Raw genomic sequence first — 21,781 nt, forward strand, 5'->3', positions numbered from 1 at the left:
ATGCGTCGTGGCCAAGGATGGTCCCGGGAGGCTTCGCCTAGTCTGGTCTATGGCGCCGCACTGCTAATGCGGTTTGGGGTAACCCCCCATCCCGGGTTCAAATCCCGGAGCCTCCGCAAGGCCGAGCCTCTAGGGGATCGGTTATAATTGAAGACCTGCGCTCGTAGCTCAACGGATAGAGCATCTGACTACGGATCAGAAGGTTACAGGTTCGAATCCTGTCGAGCGCGCCAGATCAAACCCGTTGCTAGCAGCGGGTTTGTTTTGTTTCTCGGGTTTATTCGGTCGTTGCCGACGTGAGCACGAGCCGTTGTGTGCCCATCGGCCCCCGGTCCTCCTGCTGACGAGGTCCCGCAATCGCCTCGGTCGCGCTTCTCGCGACTTTCGGCAGCTCCGTCGAGTATGTGTCGCTCATCACGGTGATCGAGCTGTGGCCCAACAGCGCGAGCTTGGCCGCTCCATACCGGCCCTCGACTACTGAGTGAAACCGCCCGCCTCTCAGAGTGACGACTTCGCCTGACAGTGGAACCGCTGCTCTGCATCATCGCCTACGGGGTGAGGGACGAAGGAGCGCGGAAAGTCATGGCTGAAGACGCGGGCGAGGGTACGTCCACGGGCGTTGGCAAGAGCATCAGCTTCGTTGCCGAGACGATCAGCAAGACGGCCGCTGATGTCGCGGGCACACTCTGGAACCAATGACGCAGACGCAGTTCGCTGTGCGGCGAGCACCGGTGGGTCACCGGTTGGCTGCGGCACGCCGCTGACACATTGATCTCGTTGTGAGGGGCTCGATGACCGATCCACACCAGCTACTCGACGACTACGAGCAGCGCACGGCCGCGCTACTGGAACGCGCAGAGGAAGCCAAGGCGCAGATCGCGAGCCTGACCGGCACCGCGACCAGCTCCGACGGTGCGGTGACCGTGAGCGTCAGTGCGGGCGGCGCGTTGTTGAGCCTGTCGTTCGGTGCGAAGGCCGACGATCTGCCGAAGGATCGTTTGGCCGCTGTGGTGATGTCCACGGCGAAGCGCGCCCAGGCGCAGGCCGTCGGACAGATTGCCACGATCATGGCACCGGTCATCGGCGACAACAGCGACGCGATGCGTTTCGTCCAGGAACAGATCCCAACGATCGACGTGCCCGAGGACGAGGCCATCGAGCCTGCGCCGCAGCGTCAGTTCGTCCTCAACGACGAACAGCAGGACGCGGCGGCAACGCAGCCCGCTCCTCCGCCCCGGCCCGCGCGTCGGCCGGTTGAGGACGACGACACCGACTTCGACCAGCGCGGCATCCTCAAGAAGGACAGTGGTTGGTGATGTCCGACGGCTACCAGGTGGATCTTCAAGCCCTCGTGGTTCACGAACGTGAGCTCAAGGCGCTCATCGCGGGACTTCCGGACGCCAAGGCGGCAGGGGCGAACACTGTGGGGAACCTCGAAGCCTGGGGTCTGGCGGGTCAGCTCTTCGCCCTTCTGATGAACAACTGGACCGAGGAAGCGAGCGAATACGTCGACGCGGTCAAGAAGGCGGGCGACGCACTGATCGAGCGGTTCGGCGACATGCGCAAGACCTACGCCGATCAGGAAGAAGCCATGGCGCAGATGTTTCAGAAACTGCGGGAGGACCTTGACGGAGCGAAGCCGTGAGTGACGACAAGCCCCAGAACATCGGCGAGCTGAACCCGCTCAAGGCGACCGAGGAGTTCAAAGCAGAAGACCTGGCCGGGTTCTCCAACTTCGACAGTCCCACCCAGGCCTGGGATGCGGCCGGCATCTTCAGCAGCTCCGCGAACCTGATCTACGACACGGCCAAGGGCGACTGGACCGCCGCCCTTGGCGACCTTGCCGGCTTCGGTATGGATCTGCTCGGGTTCGTGACCAATCCGCTCGGCAGCCTTTTGTCCGCGGGCATCGGCTGGCTCATCGAGCACATCGCGTTCATCAAGGAGGCGCTCGACTTCGTGGCGGGTGACCCGGACGCCGTCAACGCGATCGCCACGACGTGGAACAACATCGCCAAGCGCATGCAGGAGACCGCGGACAAGTACATGAACACGCTCGGTGCGCTGTCCGGCGCACAGGGCACGGCGATCGACGGCTATCGCAAGGCTGTGCAGGACTTCTCGAACGTCGTGGCAGGGGGCGCCAGCCATGCCACTTCCGCCGCACAGGCGATGACTGTGGCCGCGTCCGCAGTGGGTGTGGTTCGTGGCGCGATCCGGGACGCCATCGCGACCTTCATCTCCAACACGATCATCAAGTTCGCTGCCGCCACCGCGCTCGCACCCGTCACGTTCGGTGCTTCGGAGGCGGCGTTCATCGCTGACACGGTCGCCCAGGGCGCGATCACCGCGGGCAAGAACGCGAAGAAGATCAGCAAGGTCGTCAAGCAGCTTGACAAGGTTGCCGACGAGGCCAAGAACTCGCGCAACTTGCTCAAGGGCACGACGAAGAACCTCGAGAAGACCGTCACCAACTACAACCGAGACGCGGTGAAACACGCGAACAAGGCGTTGAACGCAGCGAAGAAGGCGCAGGCCGGCAAGCTCGACGCCGACGACGCCAGGCTGTTGAGAGAACTCGGCGAGCAGGGCGAGAAGCTCAAAGGTGACAGGAAGGAAGCGATCGACTCGCTGGTCGGCACCCGCACTGGCAACCTGCGCGAACGCATGGGCACAGACGATCCTCGCCTGGACAACGCAAACGACATGCTCGAACGCGAAGTTGGGCCCACGGGTGTTCCGAAGTATCCCAAGATTCTCGGTAACGCGGTGGTTCAGGAGTGGAGCGACCAGACGCATCGCGAGGCGGACGGTCAGGTCAAGCAGGAGGAGAAAGACGAAGCCTGGCGCCGCTACTGGGAGGAGCAACGCGGCAACGTCGGCAAAACGGGCCCGTTCAAACGCCTGGAAGGCGACCTGTGATCGAACCGTTCGTTCGCAGGACGGCCGGGCTGCTGCTGATCGTGTTCGGCGCCGTTCTCACGCTGGTGGTGGCAGCACGACTCGCGGAATGGGAGAACGTCCTCGCCGCTCGGAGTTCGGTGCAGCCGCTCGGAGTTCGCGACATGGCAACCGGGGGCATCGCGTTCTGGGCGGTCACGGTCACCGGGCTGTGGTGGCATCGCCGTCGCATGCCGATGTGGCGGATCTGGAGTCGCTGGGCCACGTTCCCAGGTCTGTTCAGCGCCGTGTTCGAGGGCCTGCAGATCACGGTTGATCGAGGCAGGCCGATCGCGTTGGTCGTCGCGGCCGGGCTGGGCGTGGTGTGCTGGACGCTGGGCGAAGCGGTCGTGCTCGTCACCACCAGGCCCGTCACCGCTGGCTTGCTCGCGTCGCGGCTGGAAATCCCGTTCCCAACCCGAGGTCTCAAGGCACGTCTGTGTGTCCGGGAAGATCGGCTGGTACTGGACAGCCTGACGTCCCGCCGGAAGCGGTCACGTGACGTGATCGCGGTGCCGTGGCAGGCGCTTCGGTCGATCGAGCTGGTCAACGTCGAACGGGAGACGGTCTGCCAGGTGCTGGTGTACTCCGGCACGCCGCAGGCGAACGCACGCGAGTTCGACGTGACTCCCGGGCCCGCGTTGCACATCGTCGGCACCGCGCGCGAACTGCTCGTGCCGGTCACCGATCGGGTCGCACGCACCGTGCTCCGTGCGGTCGAAGTTCGATCAGCTGGCGCACAAGTCGACGAGAACGAACTCGCCGAGGACGAGTGGCGCAGGAAAAGCAGTGCCCGGAGGACCAACGCACTCTCCCGCACTCAACGCCGCACCGGCGTCCACTACCGCACCGACTACCGGCCCTACGGCATGATCCCGGTGGCGGCCTTCCTGCTCATGCCGTCCTTCATGCTGACCGGGATGGTGATGTCCCTGATCAGCGGATCGAAGAAGCTGCAGAAACAGTTCTACGTCGTGGACGGCGTCGTGAACCCCTGGAACGTCGTGATTCTCGCTGTGGCCTCCATCGGGTTCCTGTATTTCCTGTATCGCTCGGTGGTCAAGAGCTTCTTGAGGTTCATGGAAGGGCAGTACTACATCGAGGCATACCCCGAACCTCCCGCTAGGTCGAAGACTGAGACTGTGCCCGGCTCCGGCAGCCGCAAGAAGAAGCGACGACGATGAGCCATGGCCGTCGTGACTACTTCGAGGAACGAGGTACGCGGCGCTAGTGAGCTTGGCGCTCAGCCAGCCAGTGGTTGATTTCGGTCAGGTCTGCGGCAGAGACCGGATCAAAACCTTCGACGTACTCGTCCGAGTAGCACTTGATGATGCGGACGCCATGCTCTGGCCGCCTGGTCACTGAGGCAGGCTGATCGAGACCACTCGGTCGGGTGACGCGGGTGGCCGGTTGTTAGAGGGGCAATGTGAGCAAGCCACCGTTTTCTACTGCTGACGGAGGCGGGCGGCAAACGATTCCACAGTGGTTGATCTGCGGAAACATATGAAGAAATCTGCATGACCGGTCGTCGCACCACGTACGCCGTTCGGCGCGGACAGAGGCCATTCGCCGACGCGACGGACCGCTCACACGGTCTGAATCGCCACACTCGAAGGATGGCGATTCTGGCGGGTAAGGCCGTGGTGGTCACCGGTGCCGGGCAGGGTTTGGGTCGGGCGTTCGCCACCCACGCAGCCCACAACGGGGCTGCAGTGGTGATCAACGACGTCGACGAGCGGCTCGCCAAGCAGGTTGCCGATCTCATCACCCTCCAGGGTGGCAAGGCCGTCGTCAGCCCTGGGCCGGTGCAGGATCCCGAGCAGGCGCAGGCCGCGGTCGACACCTGCACGGCGGCGTTCGGGCGGATCGACGGGCTCGTCAACAACGCCGGCATCCGCTACCAGGCCGAGCTCGGGCAGGACGACCCCGCGAGGATGCGCGAGCTCATCGAGATCAACGTCCTCGGCACGCTCTACTGCACCAACGCGGCCGTGCAGAGCATGCGGCGCGGGTCGATCGTCAACCTCGGGTCGGTCGCGATGGTCGGGCAGCCGGCGGCCGTGGCCTACAGCGCGTCCAAGGGGGCGATCGCGAGCATCACGGCTGGTGCGGCCGCCGAGCTGCAGGAGAAGGGGATCCGGGTCAACGCCGTGTGCCCGATCGCGTCGACGCGGATGTCGGTCGCCGACACCAAGGCCGTACCGAGTGGGCCGCCGGAGACGATCGCGCCGCTCGTCACGTACCTGCTCAGCGACCACGCGGCGAAGATCACCGGGCAGCTCATCCGGTTTGCCAACGGGGCGTTGCACGTCATGGGGCAGACGAGCCCGAAGGGACCTGTCCTGGAAAACGACGAGTGGGACGTCGACAGCATCGCCGAGGCTTTCGAACGGCAGCTGGAGCCCGAGGACCCCGCGTGGGTGCGTTGGGGTGTCGCGCGGTGACGCGACCGGGCAGAGTGGCCGCGTGGAGCAGCGGGAGATCATGCAGCGGGCGCTCGGCGTCCTGACGCTCACCTACGACGCCGACGAGTCCAACGACTACCTGCGCACTGCCCTCAAGACGTTGCAGGAGGGCGTGTTCAGCTACGAGGTCAAGGTCGACGGCGACCTGAACGAGGCCGGCGCGCAGGCGCTCAAGCAGGCGATGGACCAGGTGTTGTCGCAGTTCGGGTGGTTCACCGCGGGGCTGCTCTACGCCTTCCGCGGTGTCGCGCAGGCGTACGAGAACGACTGCGAGGACGCCGACGTGAAGGAGATCCTCCGGCAGCTGGCCCTCAGGCTCGCCGACTGACCAGTTCGGCGCGGACGCCGTCGGAGAACGGCGTCCACGCCTCGACCGCCCACGGTCCGAAACGCAGATCCGTCAACGCGACGCAGGCCGCGGAAATGTCCGGGTCGACCCACAGGAACGTGCCGGACTGCCCGAAGTGGCCGAACGTCCTGGGCGAGAAGGAAAGTCCAGTCCAGTGCGGTGACTTGCCATCACGGATTTCGAAACCGAGACCCCAGTCGTTCGGCTTCTGCATGCCGTAACCGGGCAGAACGCCGTTCAGGCCGGGAAACACCACCGAAGTCGCCTCGCGCACCAGCTCCGCGGAAACCAGTTTCGGCGACAACAACTCGGCGGCGAACAACGCCAGGTCGGCGGCGCAGGATTCGGCACCGGCGCCCGCCGAGCCGACCAATGCCGAGGAATTCATTCCCAGCGGCGCGAAAACGGCCTCGTGCAAATACGTGGCGAACGGCATCTCGCAGGCGTCGCCCACGAACGAGGCCAGCACGTCGAAGCCCGCGTTCGAGTAGATCCGGCGAGTCCCCGGCGCGGCCTGCACCTCCGGCTTGTCGAACGCGTACCCGGCGGTGTGCGCGATCAGGTGCCGCACGGTGGCACCGGGAGGCCCGGCCGGCTGGTCCCACTCGACCGCGCCCTCCTCGACGGCCACCAGGACCGCGTAGGACGTCAGCAGCTTCGTCACCGACGCGAGCGGGAACACGCGCTGCTGATCGCCCAACGAGCCCACCACAGCGCCCGACGAGACCACGGCCACCGCGACGTTCGAGGCGGGCCACGACGCCGCCACTTCCACGCTCTGCATGGGACAGACGTTAACGTCAGGGGGTGACAGTCCGGGAACTGATCGTCCTGGGAACGGCCAGCCAGGTTCCCACGCGCCAGCGCAACCACAACGGCTATCTGCTGAGGTGGGACGGCGAGGGCTTCCTCTTCGACCCCGGCGACGGGTCGCAGCGGCAGCTGCTGCGGTCGGGCGCGGCTGCGAGCGACATCACGCGGATCTGCATCACCCACTTCCACGGCGACCACTGCCTGGGCGTGCCGGGCATCGTGCAGCGGCTCAGCCTCGACCGGGTGCCGCACACCGTCCACGCCCACTTCCCGCGGTCCGGCGCCCACTTCTTCGAACGCCTCCGCTACGCCAGCGCCTTCTACGACGCCGCGGACGTCAAGGAAGAGCCCGTGGCGGAGGACGGCCTCGTCGCCGAGGGCAAGTTCGGCAGGCTGGAGGCGTACCGGCTCGACCACGGCATCGACAGCTTCGGCTACCGCCTGGTCGAACCCGACGGCCACCGCATGCTCCCCGACAAGCTCAAGGAGCACGGCATCCACGGCCCGCAGGTCCGCGCGCTCCAGCAGGACGGCGTGTTCAACGGCGTCAGGCTCGAAGACGTCAGCGAGCCGCGCAAGGGCCAGAGGTTCGCCTTCGTCATGGACACCAGGCTCTGCGACAACGTCTACGAGCTCGCGGACCAGGCCGACCTGCTCGTCATCGAGTCGACCTACCTGGCCCGCGACACGAAGCTCGCGGGCGACCACGGCCACCTCACCGCGCAGCAGGCCGCCCGCGTCGCGCGGGACTGCAGGGTCCGCAAGCTCGTCCTCACCCACTTCTCCCAGCGCTACGAGAACCCGGCCGAGTTCCACGCCGAGGCGGCGGTGGAGTTCGACGGCGAGATCGTCATCGCGAGGGACCTCGATCGGGTGCCGGTGCCGAAGCGAGCCACTGGTCGCTGACGATCTCGTGCAGCGACGAGTGGCAGGGCTTCCACCCCAGCGCCTGCAGCCGTGACACGTCGGCCCGCTGGAACCGCACCTCACCGGGATGCGCCGGTCGCCACGTCACGTCCACGGACCGCCCGGAGACCTCCTCCACGGCACCGAGGACGTCCCGGACGGACGCCGGCGTGGCCCCGACGTTGTAGACCGCCGACTCGCCGACCGCGCAGGCCTCCAGCGCCACGACGAACGCGGACGCGACGTCCCGCACGTTCACGAAGTCGCGCACGGCCGTCCCGTCGCCGTAGACCTCCATCCCCGGCACGGCACCGGCGGCCGCGGCCACGGCACGCGTGATCACCCGAGTGGTGTCGGTGTCACCACCTCCAGCGACGTTGAACAGACGCAGAGTGGTCGCCCCGATCCGTCCTGACCGCGCCGCCCACGCCACCAGGTCCTCGGCGGCGGCCTTGGAAGCGGCGTAGGGGGACGACGGTTCCCGAGGAGATTCCTCGGTCAGCGGAAGATCCGAGGGCCGGTACACGCCCGCAGTCGACGCGAGCAGGAATCGCTGACCCTCCAACGCCTGCAGCAGGTTGAGCGTGCCGCCGACGTTCACCGCGTAGTACGAGAGCGGATCTTCGAAAGACTCCCGCACGCGGCCGAGACCGGCCAGGTGGATGACGGCGTCGGCGTCGATCGACCCGAACGGCTCGGAGAGCCGTTGACGCGACGAAACGGGTTCATGCCCGTGAACCTGCAGCTCACGCACCACGGCACGGCCCACGTACCCCGTCGCACCGGTCACCAGAACTCGCACAAGTTGACCCTAAAGGTCGACCGGGGTTGCGCCGATAACACACGAGTGAGTTACCCCCATCGCGCTGTGCACACAAGCATCGCCGGACTCCTGCACGACGTCGCCGTGCACGAGTTCAAGCGGCAGGAGTTCCTGCGCAACGTGGCTGAGATCGTGGGAGTCGCACCCGCGCCTCAGTCAGCCGAGCTCACCGCTCCGCTTCCCGCGATCAACCCCAAGCGCAGCTTCCTCAACCGCGTTGACCAGGTCCTCCGGGACGCGGCGCGCGCCTAGGGCGCACGCAGATCAACGACTGATCCACTTGCCGTGAGGCCCGCGAAAGCGGGCCCGTCGCAAGATTCATCCGGCTGTTGCCGGACCGTGCTTCGACACACATACCGGGTGGCTCTACGCTACGCGTCACCCGGCGATCGCCGGTCGCATCCTTCTGCTTCTTCTCAAAGCGGGTTCTCGGCGATGGATCATGTCTTCGCAGCGCTCAACGAGCGCTTGGGCGGGTTGTTCGGTGACCGGTTGGTCGTGCTGGCCGGTGGCACGCGTTTGGCGAAGCGTGCGCATGAGCTTCATGCGCTCGGTGCTCGCCATACGCTCGTGCTCGATACCGACGACCATGCCCCGCTGCATGATTCGGAGATCGCCCGCTGGGTGTCTCTGGGCATCAAGGGCGGGTTCGTCGCGGTCGAGCAGCGCCGCCTCGGCAAGCTGCTGACCAAGCCGAGCGCCGAGGTGCGCGCGATCCTCAAGGACTTCGACCCGAAGGCCGAAGCCCTCGTGATCAGCACCCCGTACAACGAGATCGACACGTTCCAGGGCCGTCCCGTGCTCAACGCGCGCCAGCGCAAGTGGGTCGAGCTCGAGAACAAGACCACCATCGACGCGCTCTGGGACGAGCTGTCCGCTCGCCGCGCGCCCGCGATGGTGTTCGACCTCGACTTCGAACGTCTCTGGGGCGCCTCGGAGATCCTGGACCGCGGCGCCGGCGTCGTCTGGTCGGGTGACGGCCCCGCGATCAACGGTGGTGCCAACTTCGTGCGCCGCGTGCGGTCGTACGAGGAGGCAAAGGAGGCCTTCGAGGTGCTCGCGCCCAAGTGCGAGCAGGTGCGCGTGATGCCGTTCCTGGAAGGCATTCCGGTGAGCGTGCACGGCATCGTGTTCCCCGACGGCACCGCGGTGCTGCGCCCGATCGAGATGGTCGTGCCGCGCCGCCAGGGCCAGGCCAAGTTCCTCTACGCGGGCTGCGCGTCCTACTACGACCCGCCCGTGTGGATCCGCGACGAGATGCGCAACCTGGCCCGCCGCGTCGGCGAGCACCTGCGCGAGACCGTCGGCTACCGCGGCACGTTCACGCTGGACGGCATCGCGACCGAGGACGGCTTCCTGCCGACCGAGATCAACACCCGCTACGGCGGTGCGATGGTGTGCTTCGAGGACGCCGTCCCGACCCTGCCGCTCGCTCTCGTCCAGGTCGCCCTGGTCGCCGGCTGGGACCTCGGCATCTCCTCGATGCAGTTCGAGGAGCTCGTCCTGCAGGCAGCGGACAACATCCGCTCCGGCGCGGTGGGCGCCAACGTGCGCGCCGTGCAGCCGACCCAGGTCGACGAGCGTCGCGTGATCTTCACCGGCTGGGCGTGCCGCCTGGCGCACCCGGACGAGCCCGCGCACGCGACGCTGCGCCTGAGCCCGTCGCCGATCGGCGGCCGCCTGGACCTCGACCTGCACCGCGAGAACATGCCCGTCGGTGCGCCCGTGGCAGCGCTGACGGTCGCGGCGTTCGCGCTGGCGGACCAGGAGTGGGGGACGGGCCTCGGTGCCCTGGAGCCCGCGATCGCCGTCGAGGACGAGACCCAGGTCGAGCAGGAGTTCATCGAAGAGGCCGTGATCGCCTAGAGGTGCATTACCAGGCGCCCTCGTCGCCGTACGCGGAGATGAGGGCGAACCGGTAGCCCATCAGGGCGGCGGCGACCTCACGTGGCTGGTGCGCAGGACGCACCAGCCCCTCGCCGAGCACCTTCGGCCGGGGCAGGTCCATCCCGATCAACTCGGGCGACCGCTTCAGCAGCGCCACGGCGATCTCGGCGGCGTCGGCGAGCATCTCCTCGCCCGGCAGCTCGATCATGTCCTGCATCAGGCCCACGACGAACGCGGGCAGCTTCTCCGGCACCGCGCACGCCAGGGCCACGAGGCACGCCACCCGTTCGGACGCGAGCGCCTCGAAGATCTTCGGCGCGCCCTGGGAGACGGCGTGCCGGGTCTGGGTCAGCCAGTCCGGCGCGGTGCGGGGGAGTTCCCGGCCGAGAGCGTTCCACCGGCGGTGCGTGCGCCGGCCGTCCTCGGTGAAGCCCTTGCCCGCCAACGCCATGGCGGCGAGCAGGAAGATCACCCGATCGCGTACATCGGCGGCGACCTTGTACGAGGCCCCCAGCTCCACCAGGTACGGCACGGCGCAGAACGAGGCCTCGGAGACCGTGTCGTCGGTCAGCAGTCGATCGGCCAAAGAGGAGAGAGCGTCGAGGCGGACGTCCGCGCTGGGGTCCATCAGGGAGCGCAGGAGACGGGGCACGCGACCGGCGCCACCCCGGCCGTCGTAGACCTCGGTCCAGGAAATCCTGTCGAGTCCGCGCAACGGGTCAGGCCGTTGCCAGGCACGCGGCAGCTCCATAGGGCGGAAAGGTACGGGATGTCAGGGAAGGCTCCTCGGAGCCTCGCCCGTACGATCTCGTGGTGTCCTTCTCGGTGGCCGACATCTTCTCGGGTGCGGGTGGCATGAGCTACGGCTTCCACGCCCACCGCGACTTCCGGGTCGTGGGTGCCGCCGACGCGCAGATCGGCAAGCCGTCCTCGCGCCTGGGTTCGTTGCGCTGCAACGACACGTACCGCGCGAACATCGGCGTCGACCCGCTGGAGGTCGACCTCTCGAAGGTGTCCCCGGCGGCGTTGCGGGAGGTGTGGGGGCTCCGCAGAGGTCAGCTCGACGTGCTGCTGGCGTGCCCGCCGTGCTCGGGCTTCAGCCGCATCACCGCGCAGAACCACGTGCGCGACGACCCGCGGAACTCGCTGGTCGGCCGGATCGCGGTCTACGCGGAGGAGCTGCGGCCGAAGGTCGTGCTCGTCGAGAACGCCCGCGAGCTCGTCAAGGGCAAGCAGCGTCACCACTTCGACAGCCTGGCGCAGGAACTCACCCGAATCGGTTACTCGGTCGCGGGCGGCACGCACATGCTGTCCAAGTTCGGCCTGCCGCAGCTGCGGGAACGAACGCTGATGGTGGCCGTCGACGCGGGCCTGCCGTTGCTCACGATGGACGACCTCTGGGAGGGCAGGGTCGTCCGCCCGTCCGCCATCACGGTCCGCCGCGCGATCGGCAAGCTGCCCCCGGTCGAGGCCGGCCAGGCGCACCCGGAGGACCCCATTCACGTCTCGCCGACGTTTTCTCAGGACCGCAGCCTGGAAAGAATGCGGGCAATTCCTGCGAACGGCGGTTCCTGGGCGGATCTGCTGCGGTCTCCGGAGACCGCGGAGTTGTTGAATCCGGCACAACGCAAGATCGTCGAACAACAGAACTGGGGTTCTCACCCGGACGTGTACGGCCGGATGTGGTGGGACGAACCCGCGCGGACGATCAAACGCGAATGCGGCCACGTCGGCAACGGCCGTTATGCCCACCCCGAGCAGCACCGCCTCTGCACGGTCCGCGAGATGGCGCTGCTGCAGGGCTTTCCGCGGCAGTTCAGGTTCGACGTGTCCATTCTGGGCAACGCCTACCGGCACGTCGGCGACGCCGTGCCGCCGCTGATCGCGTACCAGCTGGCAGGGCTGACGCGGTGGATCCTCACAGGTCGGCGCCCCGAAGCCCTCGAGATGTGCCTGCGCGGCACTTCTCTGCGTCCCGGCGACATTCGACCGGTGGAAGTTACCGAAATGGTGGCGTGATCGATGAACCGCGCGTGCCCGCCATCCGTAGCGGGACGCGGCAATTGATAACTGTTCGGCAACGAATCTATCGTCACCTGACAAATCGAATCCATCGTGGACCTATCCACTGTGGACACCCTGAGTAGATTTTCGCTGGTCACACAAGGTTTGTAGTAGCCCCCATACCTCACTCCATCGGGTGTAACTCGATCGGATAGTGTCCGCTCGCTTCCTGTCGGTTCAGTGTCGATCTCGACGTGCCGACCGTCCCGACGGGCGAACTGTCTTCCCACCGCGTTCGGGCTAACTTCAGCGAGCAAGGAGACCCATGGCTTCCCGGTTGAGGATCGGCGCGGCGCTGCTCGGCGCCTCTGCCGCCCTGTCGTTCTCGGCCCTCCCGGCCTACGCCGACGTCAAGATCACGCCGGACCGCGGTGGTCAGGAGCGTGGCCACGACGTGTGGCTGAAGTCTGCCGACCCAAAGCCGAAGTTCAAGCAGGAGACCACCTCGGTGATCAAGCTCCGCATCGAGGACGACAAGGACCGCTCCAACGTCCTCGCCTACTGCGTTGAGCTGCCGACCCCGCTTGAGGACAAAGATGTTCTCAAGGAAGTGGACTGGGACAAGCACCCCGGCAAGGACACCAAGTTCAAGGGTGACAACCCTGGCAAGGTGCTCTGGATCCTGAACCGGTCCTACCCGAACAAGTCGGTGAAGGACGTCAAGGAAGAGTTCAAGATCAACGACCTGGACAAGGAAGACGTCATCGCCGCCACGCAGGCCGCGCTCTGGCACTTCTCGGACAACTTCGGCCTCGACGTCGGCAACGAGAAGAACGACCCCCAGGTCATCGAGCTCTACAAGAAGTTCGTCGAGAAGGCCACGCCGGAGGCCGCGCCGAAGCCGACGCTGACGATCAGTCCGGAGTCAGTCGAGGGCAAGCCGGGCCAGAAGCTCGGCCCGTTCGAGGTCAAGACCACTGCCACCGAGGTCAAGCTGACCGGGAACCTGCCCAAGGGTGTGACCGTCGTCGGCGAGGACGGCAAGCCGCTCGAGGTGCAGCAGAAGTCCGACGTGCTCTCGGTCAAGGGTGTCGAGAACATCTCCAAGTTCTACGTGAACGTGCCGGAGGGCACGCCGGACGGCCAGGCCGCCTTCAAGCTCTCGGCCAATGCCGACATCGCGGTGGGCAGGCTCTTCGTCGCGCACAACGAGAAGTCGGACGACGTCGCGCAGTCGCTCGTCGTCGCGCAGCCGCAGAAGGCCGAGGTAGAGAAGGAAGCCAAGGCCAGCTGGAAGGCCGGCGCCGTGCCGACCACGACGACCACGACGACGACCACCACGACCACGACGGAGACCACGACTCCGACCACCACGACCACCCCGGCCGCTCCGGCTCCGGGTGGCAGCACTGACGACCTGGCTTCGACCGGTGCGTCGATCCTGTGGCCGCTCGTCGGTGGTCTCGTGCTCGTCGGCGCCGGTGTCGGTGCGCTGTTCGTGGTGCGCCGCAAGAAGGCCGGTGCTGCTGAGTAATCAGCACCCCCAAGACGAACGCCCCCAGGGTCCGCGCCGGCCCTGGGGGCGTTTGCCGTTCAGCGCCTCATCGGCGGCTGATGCCGGCCACGCTGATGTCGCCGTCGGCGATCGCGACGTCTCGTTGTGAAGACGCGCCGGAGAAGATCGCCCGTGCGGGATCGCGGAAGTTCTCCACGACCTCGACGCGCTGCACCGGCTTCGCCGTCGGGATCACGGTCTCCGGCGTCCACGTGCAGCCGAACCGCACCAGGTAGGTGTTCACGTTCGGCTTTCCGTCCTCGGTGGCGTACACCCGCCAGGTGAACGGGTCGACCGGTTCCATCTCACGGGTGCGCAGGCCCCGTGCGACCTCCTTGGTCTCCCACGCGCGACCGTTCCAGGTGGACAGGTAGTTGCGCAGCGGCCCGTTGGCGGGGTCGCCCATGAACCACAGCAGGAACGGCTTGCCCAGCGTCGTGCCGACGAGCTGGATGTAGTCCGGCGACTTCACGTTGTTCGGCAGCGTCAGCGGGGTCTCCGCGACCTTCAGGTGCTGCTCCTGGTCGGCGTCGTCGATCTGGGTGCCCAGATCGCGGCCCGAGGCGGAGTAGAAGTGCAGGTTCCGCGGGTCGAACCACGTGTAGTAGATGTTGCGGTGGTACCGGTCGTGCAGGTGTCCTTCCGGGCCACCACCCGCGAGCGTGTAGACGATCCGCACGCGGCCGTTGTCCTCCTGCCGCAGCTGACCGATGTAGATCTCGTTCATGTTGTCGGCGCGGGAGGTCGAGCCGATCGCGAACCGGTCACCGGTCAGTTCCGTGGAGGTCTTCCACGTCCTGCCGTTGTCCTTGGACACCACGTAGAGCATCGGACGCGTGTCCGTGGGCGTCGTGTGGTCGAGGTCGCGGGTCGTCTCGCGGTAGAAGACGTAGATCGTGCCGTCACGTGTCACGAACGGCATCGGGTACGTGGCCGCGTTCTTCGAGATCAGCGTCTCTTCCCAGACGCCGTCCGCCGAGTTGGGCTGGGGCGAACGGGACATGCGCAGCTCGACGTTGTGCATGCCGCGGAAGATCAGCAGGTGCCCGTCCTTCGCCTGCACCATGGTCGGGTAGTTGTGCGAGTCCTTGTCCCCGTCCGCGACCCGGTTGGGCGCGGACCAGGTGGCCTTGCGGTGGTCGTACGTCTGGACGTAGCTGTCCTCGTACTGGCCGGCCCACGAGATGAAGGTCTTCCCTACCTTGCGGTCGTACACCCCACCCGCGACCGGGCGCCGGTCGCTGCGGGCCGCGACGTTCGTGGCCGTGGTCGTCACCGTGAACTTCGCCTTCCCCTGCACGTCGGCCGTGGCGTGGGCCGAAGGGACTGCGACGAGCGGCAACAGCAGTACAGCGGACATAACTCCACGCAGGAGCCGTGTCATGTGGCTTGTCCTCCTGGTTCTGGCCGCGACGGCGGCCGACCAGGCGGCGGCGGGGCCATCATCGTTGTCGCCGAGCCGACTTGTCCAGGCGGAGTTAGCGTGATCGCGGCTATCACCACGCGGGGTCGTCTCGGGTACCCTGCGTCAGGAGCGGAGGAGCACCACATGAACTTCGACGAGATCAAGAACAAGGCCATGGACCTCGCCGAGCAGCACCACGAGCAGGTCGACAAGGGCGTGGACGCTGCGGCTGATTTCGTCGCAGGCAAGTTCGGTCACGAAGAGCAGGTCGACTCGGTCGCCGAGAAGATCAAAGACATCCTTCCGGGTGGAGAGTGAACTCCTTCAACGCCACTGACGCAGGGCGGGCGACCCCGAACGGGGAGACCCGCTCTCCTTCTTCCCGCAGGCCGGAGATGATCACCTGGCAGGGCCTGCACGAGCCACGCCTGGAGCAGGTGCGGCTGCTGCTGTCGAGCGACCAGCGCCTGCGCGCCTCCGGCCGCATGGTGGCCGCGGGCCCCGACGAGCAGTTCAACGCCTCCTTCGAGGTCTCCGTCGGCGAGAGCGGCCAGGTCACCCGCCTGCTGCTGCGCACGGCGACGGTGCTCGAGGAGCGCCAGTGCTCCCTGTCGAGGACCGAGGACGGCGCCTGGCTCGTCGACCACGGCCAGGGCGCCAAGCGCGAGACGTTCAACGACGCCCTCGACGTCGACGTCCAGTTCGCGGTCCTGTTCAACACCATCCCGATCAGGCGCCTCAACCTGCACCGCGAGGAAGGCGAGTACGACCTCCCGGTCGTGTGGGTCTCGCTGCCCGACCTGTCGGTGAAGGTCGTGACGCAGACCTACAAGACGATCTCGGTGGGCGCCGAGGAGTCGGTCGTGCGGTTCCGCAGCGGTGGGTTCGAGCAGGACATCAAGGTCGACCAGAACGGCCTCGTCGTCGACTACCCGTTGATCTCGAAGCGGATCTAGCACGGCGCCGACCACGCACCTGCCCATCTCGGCCAAGGCGTGGTCGGCGGTCCTGACGTGAGGGCCGGTCGCTAGACCATCTCTCCCAGCACCTCCGGGTCGATCACGATCGGCGCGGGCCGGTAGGCCGGCGGCTCCACGCCCATCAGCGTGCGCACCAGGAAGTCCCAGCAGCGCGTCCGCACGTAGGCCAGCCTGTCGATGAACAGGTGCTCGGCCCCCGGCACGATGAGCAGCTCGAAGTCCTTGCCCGCGGCGATCAACGCGTCGGCCAGCCGCAGCGTGTGGTCCGGGTGCGCCGTGTCGTCCAGCTCGCCGTGCACCAGCAGCAGCTTGCCCTCCAACCGGTCCGCGATCTCGGTGTTGGACGCGCGCACCCACGCCTCGCGGTTGCCCGCGCCGTCGCACGACTCCGCCCAGCCCAGCCCGATGCACCGGGCGTCGTGCGAACCGGACAGCGCCACACCGGCCTTGAAGGTCTCGGGGAAGGCCAGCATCGCCCGTCCCGCCGCGAAGCCACCGCCCGAATGGCCCATCACGCCCACGCGGTCGAGATCCATCCACGGACGCGTCTCCGCCAGCTGGTGCAGGGCCGCGACGTGGTCCTCCAGGCTGCCCGCGTCGGCAAGGCGGCCGTACGAGTGGTCGAGGAAAGCCTTGCTGCGGCCAGGAGTGCCGCGGCCGTCCAGGGCGACCACCACGAAACCCAGTGCTGCCAACGGTTCCGCGTCCAGCCCCATGCCGCCGGGGTCGAAGCACGGGTCGACGCGCGTGACCTGCGGACCGGGATAAACGTTGTCCACCACGGCATAGCTGCCGGACGGGTCGAACCCGCGCGGCTTGTACAGCACGCCGTAGATGTCGGTCTCGCCGTCCGCCGCCTTGACGCAGAAGCGTTCCGGTGCGGTCCAGCCGGTCTCGACGAGGCGGGTGATGTCGGCGCGTTCCAACGAGACCAGCACGCGGCCGGTCCAGTCGCGGACCGTCGTCACCGGCGGTGTGTCCACAGTGGACGCCGAGTCGACGAAGTACGCCTTGTTCTCCGACACGGTGACGACGTGGTCCAGCTTGTCGTCGGTGACCAGGGCGAAACCGCTGCCGTCCAACGAAACGCGGCACACCGTGCGGCGGTACGGGTCCTCCTGGACCAGACCCGACGCGGTGAAGTACACGACCCGGGAAGCCTCGTCGACGTGCAGGATCTCGCGCACCAGCCACTGACCGGACGTGACCTGGTTGAGCAGTTCACCGGTCTGCAGGTCGTAGCGGTAGAGGTGGCCCCAGCCGTCGCGCTGCGAGAACCACAGCACCTCGCCGGCCAGCACGCGCACGATCGGGGCGCCGTACATCCACTGGTTGGGGCTCATGCGGTTGGACCCGGTCTCGCTCAGCACCACCCTGACCTCGCCGGTGCGGGCGTCCATCCGGTGCAGGGTCAGGGAGTGCTGGTCGCGCGGCCTGCTGATGAAGTACACGGCCGAGCTGTCCTGCGCCCACCACGCCCAGCCGAGCATGATCGGGGAAAACTCCGGCATGAGCAGCGGTGACGTCCGGGCGCGGACCATCGTGCCTTCCGCGACGTCGAAGACGACCAGCTCGGCCAACGGCATGTGCTCGTCGCCGGGGTAGGCGTACCGCTGCGTGTGCACCCGCGGTGCGCTGCCGTCGGCCGGTCGGGACTCGATCAGGTGGGTCTCGCGGGTGTCGCGCTGGTCGGTCCGGTGGGCCATCACCTTCGTGGAGTCGGGCGACCAGGCGACCGCCGGCGGCATGTGCGGCAGGCCGAACTTGCGCATCAGCGTGCCGTAGCTGCCGGAGTCCGGGCCGTAGCCGTAGCCGTGGTTCTCCGCGCCGTCGGTGGTCAGCGCCCACTCGCGCTCACCGGAACGCGCCCACAGGTCCTCCCCGCGCCGGGACACCGCGACCTTGCCGTCGGGGGAGGACACCTCCAGCGGGTTGCCAGGCGCCGGCAGGAACGGGGTGGGGTCGAAGCCCGGCTGACGGGTGCCCGCCGCCGGGTCGACCAGGACGAACCGGCGATCGGCGCCGTCGCGGACCTGGTACCAGAAGCGGGCGCCGCCCTCGATCCACTGTGGACGGACCTTGTCGCCGACGACCAGCTCGCCCGGGGTGGCCGAGCGGCGGAGGAGCTTCTCTGCTGCCTGGTAGTTCTCGGTGGTGCTCAACGTTTTCTCCCCAGTGTTCGGAAAGGTCAGAGGCTGCGAGCGGTGATGTCGCCGTACGAGGTGGTGGCGCGGATCGTCAGGTCGGTGGTGCCGTCGTTCTTCAGCGAGTTCTGGATGCGCCCGTAGGAGGTGCCCGCATCCAGCGAGGCGGAGAGACCGGCGGCGACGCCGATGGTGATGTCGCCCTTCTGCGTGCTGATCTCCGCGGAACCGCTGAGGCTGCCGACGGTCACGTCACCGGCCTGCGTGCTCACCCGCAGGCCCTCGGCCTCGTCGATCTTGATGTCGCTCTGCGCCGCCTCGAAGGCGATGTCACCGAGCCTGCCGACACCGCGGAACTCCGCGGCGGCCGCCTTGGCCTCGACACCGGAACCGGTGGGCAGCTGCACGGTGACCTCGACGGAGCCGGACGGGCCGAGGATCTGGTTCCCGGCCTTGCTCCTGATCCGCAGGACACCGTCGGCGAACTCGACCTCGGTCTGCTCGGCGGCCTTCACGTCGCGGCTTTTCGAGGTGTTCGAGGGACGGACCTCGACGGTGGTGTCGGAGCGGTCGGCGGCGATGAACTGGACGAGGCCCGCGGGGATGTCGAGAACGGCGGTGATCGGGGCGGGGGTGGCGAACTTCTGCATCTCTGGCTCCTGTGGCTCGTTGTTTCTGATGAGCGAAAAGCTACGTTGCGTTCACGGAAGTCACCAACAACCTTGTTGCGTTCGATCAATATATCCGCAGTTCAGAGTGTCAAAAGTGTTGCAATCGGGTGTGGATCTAACGCAACGGTCAGCCAAGAGCGTTGCAATGGAATGAGGCTGAACGCTATGGTCGCGGCATGCCAGGAGGTCGACTCACCCAGCAGGAACGCCGCCAGATCGCGATCGGCCTCGCCGACGGCCTGGCCTACGCAGAGATAGCGCGAGGCCTGAACCGGCCCACCTCGACGATCACGCGCGAGGTGATGCGCAACGGCGGCCCCGCCGGCTACAAGGCCGACCTCGCCCACCTCGCCACCGAACGCAGGGCTCAGCGCCGCAAGCAGGCCGCACCGAGAGGGCGCCGGGTACCCGAACGCGCCGACGGCCGCGATCCCGAGGCGGTGCGCGAGTTCGAGGAGACGTTCGCCGGCATCTTCATGGCACAGGGCCTGCCGAAGATGACGGCGAGGGCGCTCGCCAGCCTCTACGCCACCGACTCCGGCAGCCTCACCGCGTCAGAACTGGTGGGCCACCTGCAGGTCAGCCCGGCGTCCGTCTCGAAGGCGATGGCCTACCTGGAGAGTCAGGGCCTGATCGGCAGGGTGCAGGAGGGCCGCCGCGAGCGCTACGTCGTCGACGAGGGCGACATCTGGTACCAGTCGATGATCGCCAGCGCGGCCGGCACCAGCAAGCTCGCCGAGGCCGCGCGCGGGGGCGTCAGCGTGCTCGGGTCCGGCACCCCGGCCGCCACGCGACTGGAGAACATCGCGCGGTTCCTCGACTTCGTGTCGGAGAGCATCGTGCGGGCCGCCGAGCAGGCCCGCGACATTCTGCACCCGAAGGACTAGACGCGCTCACAGCTCTCAACACACCTCCAAATGGGTGCACGACTGTAAGCTCACGAGCGACCGCAGAGCGCAATCGGGGGCTTCTGCGTCCGAAGAAGCAGTGACGGCGGCAAGGGTCGGCGCCGATCCGCTCAAGAAGTACGACGGGAAGTCATGAAGCGCATCGTCATCTCCACCTTGATCGGACTCTCTGCGTTGACCGCGGGTTGCACAGGCACGCCTGGCAATGCAAACCCGACGCCGACCACCGGCAGCAGCACACCAACGAGCAACTCGGACGATGCCTCCGAGTTGAAGTCGCTCAGGCCGTGCGACCTGCTCACTGAGTCGGAGGCTTTCAGCTTCGGACTCAAGCTGCCGGGCGAGGCGTCAATGATCGTCGGTTTCAACACCTGCGACTGGATCATCCCCGGCAACGGAGGCCTCAACGCAGGCATCAACATCGACACGGGCGTGAAGGACCTCAACATCAACGGAGACAAGGAATCCGACGTCAAGGTCGGCAAGTTCACCGGGGTGAAGGTGGAGGGCCAGGACGGCTCCAAGGACAACTGCTCCATCTTGATCGCCGTCAGTGAGACGTCTTCTGTAGCGGTCACCGCCAACATGAGGGCTGGATCCGGAGACAGGGCCGGCGCCTGCGAGCGTGCAACGAAGGCTGCCGACCTGATCGCACAGAAGCTGCCTTAACAACTCCGAATGCAGATCGCACCGCGCCGTCCAGCCAGCAACGCGTCGTGACCAGGTACAGCTAGACGCGAACCGCGACCGCCACGCCCTGCCCGACGCCCACACACGCGGCCGCGATCCCAACGCCACCACCACGCGCACGCAGATGCCGCGCCACGTCGATGATCACGCGCGGCATCGAGGCCCCGAGCGGATGCCCGTACGCGATCGCCCCACCGTGAACGTTGACCTTCTCCCGGTCGATTTCCGGCAGGTGATGCAGCACCGACAACGCCATCGCCGCAAAGGCCTCGTTGATCTCCCACAGATCGACCTGGTGCGCGTCGAGATGCAGCCGCTTCAACAACTTCCGGATCGCCGACACCGGCGCGATCGTGAAGCGGTGCGGCTCCTCGCCGGTCGTCGCGCTGCCCAGCACCTCCGCTAGCGGCTCGACACCCAGCTCCGCCGCCATCGCCTCGGTGCCCATCAACGCGGCCAAAGCGCCGTCGTTCAACGGAGAAGCGTTGCCCGCGGTCACCGAGCCGTTCTCCGAGAACGCCGGCTTCAGCTTCGCGAGCTTCTCGATGCTCGTGTCCGCGCGGACGTTCTCGTCGCGACGCACCGCGGTGCCGTCCGGCAGCTGCACGGCGAAAGCGAAGCCCTCGTGCACACCGGCGTCCCACGCAGCAGCGGCGCGGCGGTGTGACCTCAGAGCGAAGTTGTCCATCTCGGAACGCGTGATGCCCAGTTCGTGGGCGACGTTCTCGGCAGCCAGCCCCAACGGCACCGTGTAGTGCTTGGGCATCCGCGGGTTGACCAACCGCCAGCCGAGGGCCGTCGACACGGTCTCCATGCGGTCAGGGAAGGCCTTGTCCGGGCGTGCCGTCACGAACGGAGCGCGCGACATGCCCTCCACGCCGCCCGCGACGATCAGGTCGGCGTCACCGGCTGCCAGCGCCCGCGCGCCCTGGATGATCGACTCGCCACCGGACGCGCAGAGGCGGTTCAGCGTCACGCCCGGCACGGACACCGGCAGGCCCGCCAGCAGGGCGGCCATGCGGGCGACGTTGCGGTTGTCCTCGCCCGCGCCGTTCGCGTCGCCCAGCAGCACGTCGTCGATGCGCGCGAGGTCGAGGCCGGGATAGCGGCGCAGCAGGTCGACGATGGGCAGCGCCGCGAGGTCGTCCACCCTGATGCCGGAGAGACCTCCCCGGTACCTGCCGAACGGCGTGCGGGCTGCGTCGAGGATCAGTGCGCGGGCCATACGTCCATCTTGCGGC

At 67.2% G+C, this 21,781-nt stretch carries 22 protein-coding genes and 2 tRNA genes; 17 read left to right on the forward strand and 7 right to left on the reverse strand.

Annotation, left to right across the window (positions count from 1 at the left end; genetic code table 11):
* The first annotated feature begins 26 nt into the window (after positions 1–26).
* The 8 genes from IEZ09_RS06510 (at position 27) to IEZ09_RS06545 (ending at position 5,733) form a co-directional block, all read left to right on the forward strand.
* A tRNA-Ser gene (locus tag IEZ09_RS06510) sits at positions 27–116 on the forward strand.
* Positions 117–157: 41 nt separating this feature from the next.
* Positions 158–233 (forward strand) — tRNA-Arg (locus IEZ09_RS06515).
* 558 nt (positions 234–791) lie between these two features.
* Positions 792–1,316, forward strand: a complete 525-nt coding sequence (locus IEZ09_RS06520) for a YbaB/EbfC family nucleoid-associated protein (protein ID WP_189252620.1) — start codon at positions 792–794, stop codon at positions 1,314–1,316.
* Positions 1,316–1,645 (forward strand): hypothetical protein, encoded by a 330-nt coding sequence (locus tag IEZ09_RS06525; RefSeq protein ID WP_189252621.1) that lies wholly within the window; start codon positions 1,316–1,318, stop codon positions 1,643–1,645. The genes IEZ09_RS06520 and IEZ09_RS06525 overlap by 1 nt, the downstream gene beginning before the upstream one ends.
* Positions 1,642–2,922, forward strand: a complete 1,281-nt coding sequence (locus IEZ09_RS06530) for a hypothetical protein (protein WP_189252622.1) — start codon at positions 1,642–1,644, stop codon at positions 2,920–2,922. Before IEZ09_RS06525 ends, IEZ09_RS06530 begins: the two co-directional genes overlap by 4 nt.
* Positions 2,919–4,124, forward strand: a complete 1,206-nt coding sequence (locus tag IEZ09_RS06535; RefSeq protein ID WP_189252623.1) for a hypothetical protein — start codon at positions 2,919–2,921, stop codon at positions 4,122–4,124. Before IEZ09_RS06530 ends, IEZ09_RS06535 begins: the two co-directional genes overlap by 4 nt.
* Before the next feature lie 432 nt (positions 4,125–4,556).
* Entirely contained in the window at positions 4,557–5,384 is an 828-nt protein-coding gene (locus IEZ09_RS06540; protein ID WP_189252624.1) for an SDR family NAD(P)-dependent oxidoreductase, read from the forward strand.
* A 22-nt stretch (positions 5,385–5,406) separates the two neighbouring features.
* Positions 5,407–5,733: a hypothetical protein gene (locus tag IEZ09_RS06545; RefSeq protein WP_189252625.1), complete on the forward strand. Its 327-nt coding sequence runs from the start codon at positions 5,407–5,409 to the stop codon at positions 5,731–5,733.
* Here IEZ09_RS06545 and IEZ09_RS06550 read toward each other — a convergent pair.
* A complete protein-coding gene (locus IEZ09_RS06550) occupies positions 5,717–6,538 on the reverse strand; it encodes a serine hydrolase domain-containing protein (protein WP_189252626.1) in 822 nt (273 codons plus the stop codon). The two genes, IEZ09_RS06545 and IEZ09_RS06550, sit on opposite strands and share 17 nt — an antisense overlap.
* Positions 6,539–6,561: 23 nt before the next feature.
* Here IEZ09_RS06550 and IEZ09_RS06555 point away from each other — a divergent pair, with 23 nt between their 5' ends.
* Positions 6,562–7,473 carry a ribonuclease Z gene (locus IEZ09_RS06555; protein ID WP_189252627.1) on the forward strand — a complete coding sequence of 304 codons (912 nt, stop codon included), beginning with the start codon at positions 6,562–6,564 and terminating at the stop codon, positions 7,471–7,473.
* Here IEZ09_RS06555 and IEZ09_RS06560 read toward each other — a convergent pair.
* A complete protein-coding gene (locus IEZ09_RS06560) occupies positions 7,418–8,275 on the reverse strand; it encodes an NAD-dependent epimerase/dehydratase family protein (protein WP_189252628.1) in 858 nt (285 codons plus the stop codon). The two genes, IEZ09_RS06555 and IEZ09_RS06560, sit on opposite strands and share 56 nt — an antisense overlap.
* Before the next feature lie 66 nt (positions 8,276–8,341).
* On the opposite strand from IEZ09_RS06560, the gene IEZ09_RS06565 reads away from it, so the two are divergent.
* A complete protein-coding gene (locus IEZ09_RS06565; protein ID WP_189252629.1) occupies positions 8,342–8,548 on the forward strand; it encodes a hypothetical protein in 207 nt (68 codons plus the stop codon).
* Positions 8,549–8,866: 318 nt separating this feature from the next.
* A complete protein-coding gene (locus IEZ09_RS06570) occupies positions 8,867–10,162 on the forward strand; it encodes an ATP-grasp domain-containing protein (protein WP_229812283.1) in 1,296 nt (431 codons plus the stop codon).
* A 7-nt stretch (positions 10,163–10,169) separates the two neighbouring features.
* On the opposite strand, the gene IEZ09_RS06575 is transcribed toward IEZ09_RS06570, so the two are convergent.
* Positions 10,170–10,934: a hypothetical protein gene (locus tag IEZ09_RS06575; RefSeq protein ID WP_189252631.1), complete on the reverse strand. Its 765-nt coding sequence runs from the start codon at positions 10,932–10,934 to the stop codon at positions 10,170–10,172.
* 62 nt (positions 10,935–10,996) lie between these two features.
* Here IEZ09_RS06575 and IEZ09_RS06580 point away from each other — a divergent pair, with 62 nt between their 5' ends.
* Together IEZ09_RS06580 and IEZ09_RS06585 are read left to right on the forward strand one after the other, a co-directional pair.
* A complete protein-coding gene (locus IEZ09_RS06580) occupies positions 10,997–12,202 on the forward strand; it encodes a DNA cytosine methyltransferase (RefSeq protein ID WP_229812284.1) in 1,206 nt (401 codons plus the stop codon).
* Between the two features lie 310 nt (positions 12,203–12,512).
* A complete protein-coding gene (locus IEZ09_RS06585) occupies positions 12,513–13,721 on the forward strand; it encodes a thioester domain-containing protein (protein ID WP_189252632.1) in 1,209 nt (402 codons plus the stop codon).
* 67 nt (positions 13,722–13,788) lie between these two features.
* On the opposite strand, the gene IEZ09_RS06590 is transcribed toward IEZ09_RS06585, so the two are convergent.
* Positions 13,789–15,102: a BNR-4 repeat-containing protein gene (locus IEZ09_RS06590; protein ID WP_229812285.1), complete on the reverse strand. Its 1,314-nt coding sequence runs from the start codon at positions 15,100–15,102 to the stop codon at positions 13,789–13,791.
* Positions 15,103–15,291: 189 nt separating this feature from the next.
* On the opposite strand from IEZ09_RS06590, the gene IEZ09_RS06595 reads away from it, so the two are divergent.
* Positions 15,292–15,465 carry an antitoxin gene (locus IEZ09_RS06595; protein WP_189252633.1) on the forward strand — a complete coding sequence of 58 codons (174 nt, stop codon included), beginning with the start codon at positions 15,292–15,294 and terminating at the stop codon, positions 15,463–15,465.
* 77 nt (positions 15,466–15,542) lie between these two features.
* Positions 15,543–16,103 (forward strand): putative glycolipid-binding domain-containing protein, encoded by a 561-nt coding sequence (locus tag IEZ09_RS06600; protein ID WP_229812286.1) that lies wholly within the window; start codon positions 15,543–15,545, stop codon positions 16,101–16,103.
* Between the two features lie 71 nt (positions 16,104–16,174).
* On the opposite strand, the gene IEZ09_RS06605 is transcribed toward IEZ09_RS06600, so the two are convergent.
* Together IEZ09_RS06605 and IEZ09_RS06610 are read right to left on the reverse strand one after the other, a co-directional pair.
* Positions 16,175–18,289 (reverse strand): S9 family peptidase, encoded by a 2,115-nt coding sequence (locus tag IEZ09_RS06605; RefSeq protein ID WP_189252635.1) that lies wholly within the window; start codon positions 18,287–18,289, stop codon positions 16,175–16,177.
* Between the two features lie 26 nt (positions 18,290–18,315).
* On the reverse strand, positions 18,316–18,921 hold the full coding sequence (locus tag IEZ09_RS06610; RefSeq protein ID WP_189252636.1) for a DUF4097 family beta strand repeat-containing protein: 606 nt from the start codon (positions 18,919–18,921) through the stop codon (positions 18,316–18,318).
* A gap of 197 nt (positions 18,922–19,118) precedes the next feature.
* On the opposite strand from IEZ09_RS06610, the gene IEZ09_RS06615 reads away from it, so the two are divergent.
* Positions 19,119–19,829 (forward strand): GbsR/MarR family transcriptional regulator, encoded by a 711-nt coding sequence (locus IEZ09_RS06615; RefSeq protein WP_189252637.1) that lies wholly within the window; start codon positions 19,119–19,121, stop codon positions 19,827–19,829.
* A 153-nt stretch (positions 19,830–19,982) separates the two neighbouring features.
* Positions 19,983–20,519, forward strand: a complete 537-nt coding sequence (locus IEZ09_RS06620) for a DUF3558 family protein (protein WP_189252638.1) — start codon at positions 19,983–19,985, stop codon at positions 20,517–20,519.
* A 61-nt stretch (positions 20,520–20,580) separates the two neighbouring features.
* Here the strand turns inward: IEZ09_RS06620 and IEZ09_RS06625 are convergent, their stop codons facing one another.
* Positions 20,581–21,765: a thiolase family protein gene (locus IEZ09_RS06625; protein WP_189252639.1), complete on the reverse strand. Its 1,185-nt coding sequence runs from the start codon at positions 21,763–21,765 to the stop codon at positions 20,581–20,583.
* Positions 21,766–21,781 lie beyond the last annotated feature (16 nt).

The organism is Lentzea flava, from assembly GCF_014648475.1.
Taxonomy (GTDB): domain Bacteria; phylum Actinomycetota; class Actinomycetes; order Mycobacteriales; family Pseudonocardiaceae; genus Lentzea; species Lentzea flava.

Coding starts and splice junctions, on each gene's coding strand:
- IEZ09_RS06520 (WP_189252620.1), top strand. CDS start 792: ATGACCGATCCACACCAGCTACTCGACGACTACGAGCAGCGCACGGCC.
- IEZ09_RS06525 (WP_189252621.1), top strand. CDS start 1,316: ATGTCCGACGGCTACCAGGTGGATCTTCAAGCCCTCGTGGTTCACGAA.
- IEZ09_RS06540 (WP_189252624.1), top strand. CDS start 4,557: ATGGCGATTCTGGCGGGTAAGGCCGTGGTGGTCACCGGTGCCGGGCAG.
- IEZ09_RS06550 (WP_189252626.1), bottom strand. CDS start 6,538: ATGCAGAGCGTGGAAGTGGCGGCGTCGTGGCCCGCCTCGAACGTCGCG.
- IEZ09_RS06575 (WP_189252631.1), bottom strand. CDS start 10,934: ATGGAGCTGCCGCGTGCCTGGCAACGGCCTGACCCGTTGCGCGGACTC.
- IEZ09_RS06585 (WP_189252632.1), top strand. CDS start 12,513: ATGGCTTCCCGGTTGAGGATCGGCGCGGCGCTGCTCGGCGCCTCTGCC.
- IEZ09_RS06590 (WP_229812285.1), bottom strand. CDS start 15,102: ATGTCCGCTGTACTGCTGTTGCCGCTCGTCGCAGTCCCTTCGGCCCAC.
- IEZ09_RS06595 (WP_189252633.1), top strand. CDS start 15,292: ATGAACTTCGACGAGATCAAGAACAAGGCCATGGACCTCGCCGAGCAG.
- IEZ09_RS06600 (WP_229812286.1), top strand. CDS start 15,543: ATGATCACCTGGCAGGGCCTGCACGAGCCACGCCTGGAGCAGGTGCGG.
- IEZ09_RS06610 (WP_189252636.1), bottom strand. CDS start 18,921: ATGCAGAAGTTCGCCACCCCCGCCCCGATCACCGCCGTTCTCGACATC.
- IEZ09_RS06615 (WP_189252637.1), top strand. CDS start 19,119: ATGCCAGGAGGTCGACTCACCCAGCAGGAACGCCGCCAGATCGCGATC.
- IEZ09_RS06620 (WP_189252638.1), top strand. CDS start 19,983: ATGAAGCGCATCGTCATCTCCACCTTGATCGGACTCTCTGCGTTGACC.
- IEZ09_RS06625 (WP_189252639.1), bottom strand. CDS start 21,765: ATGGCCCGCGCACTGATCCTCGACGCAGCCCGCACGCCGTTCGGCAGG.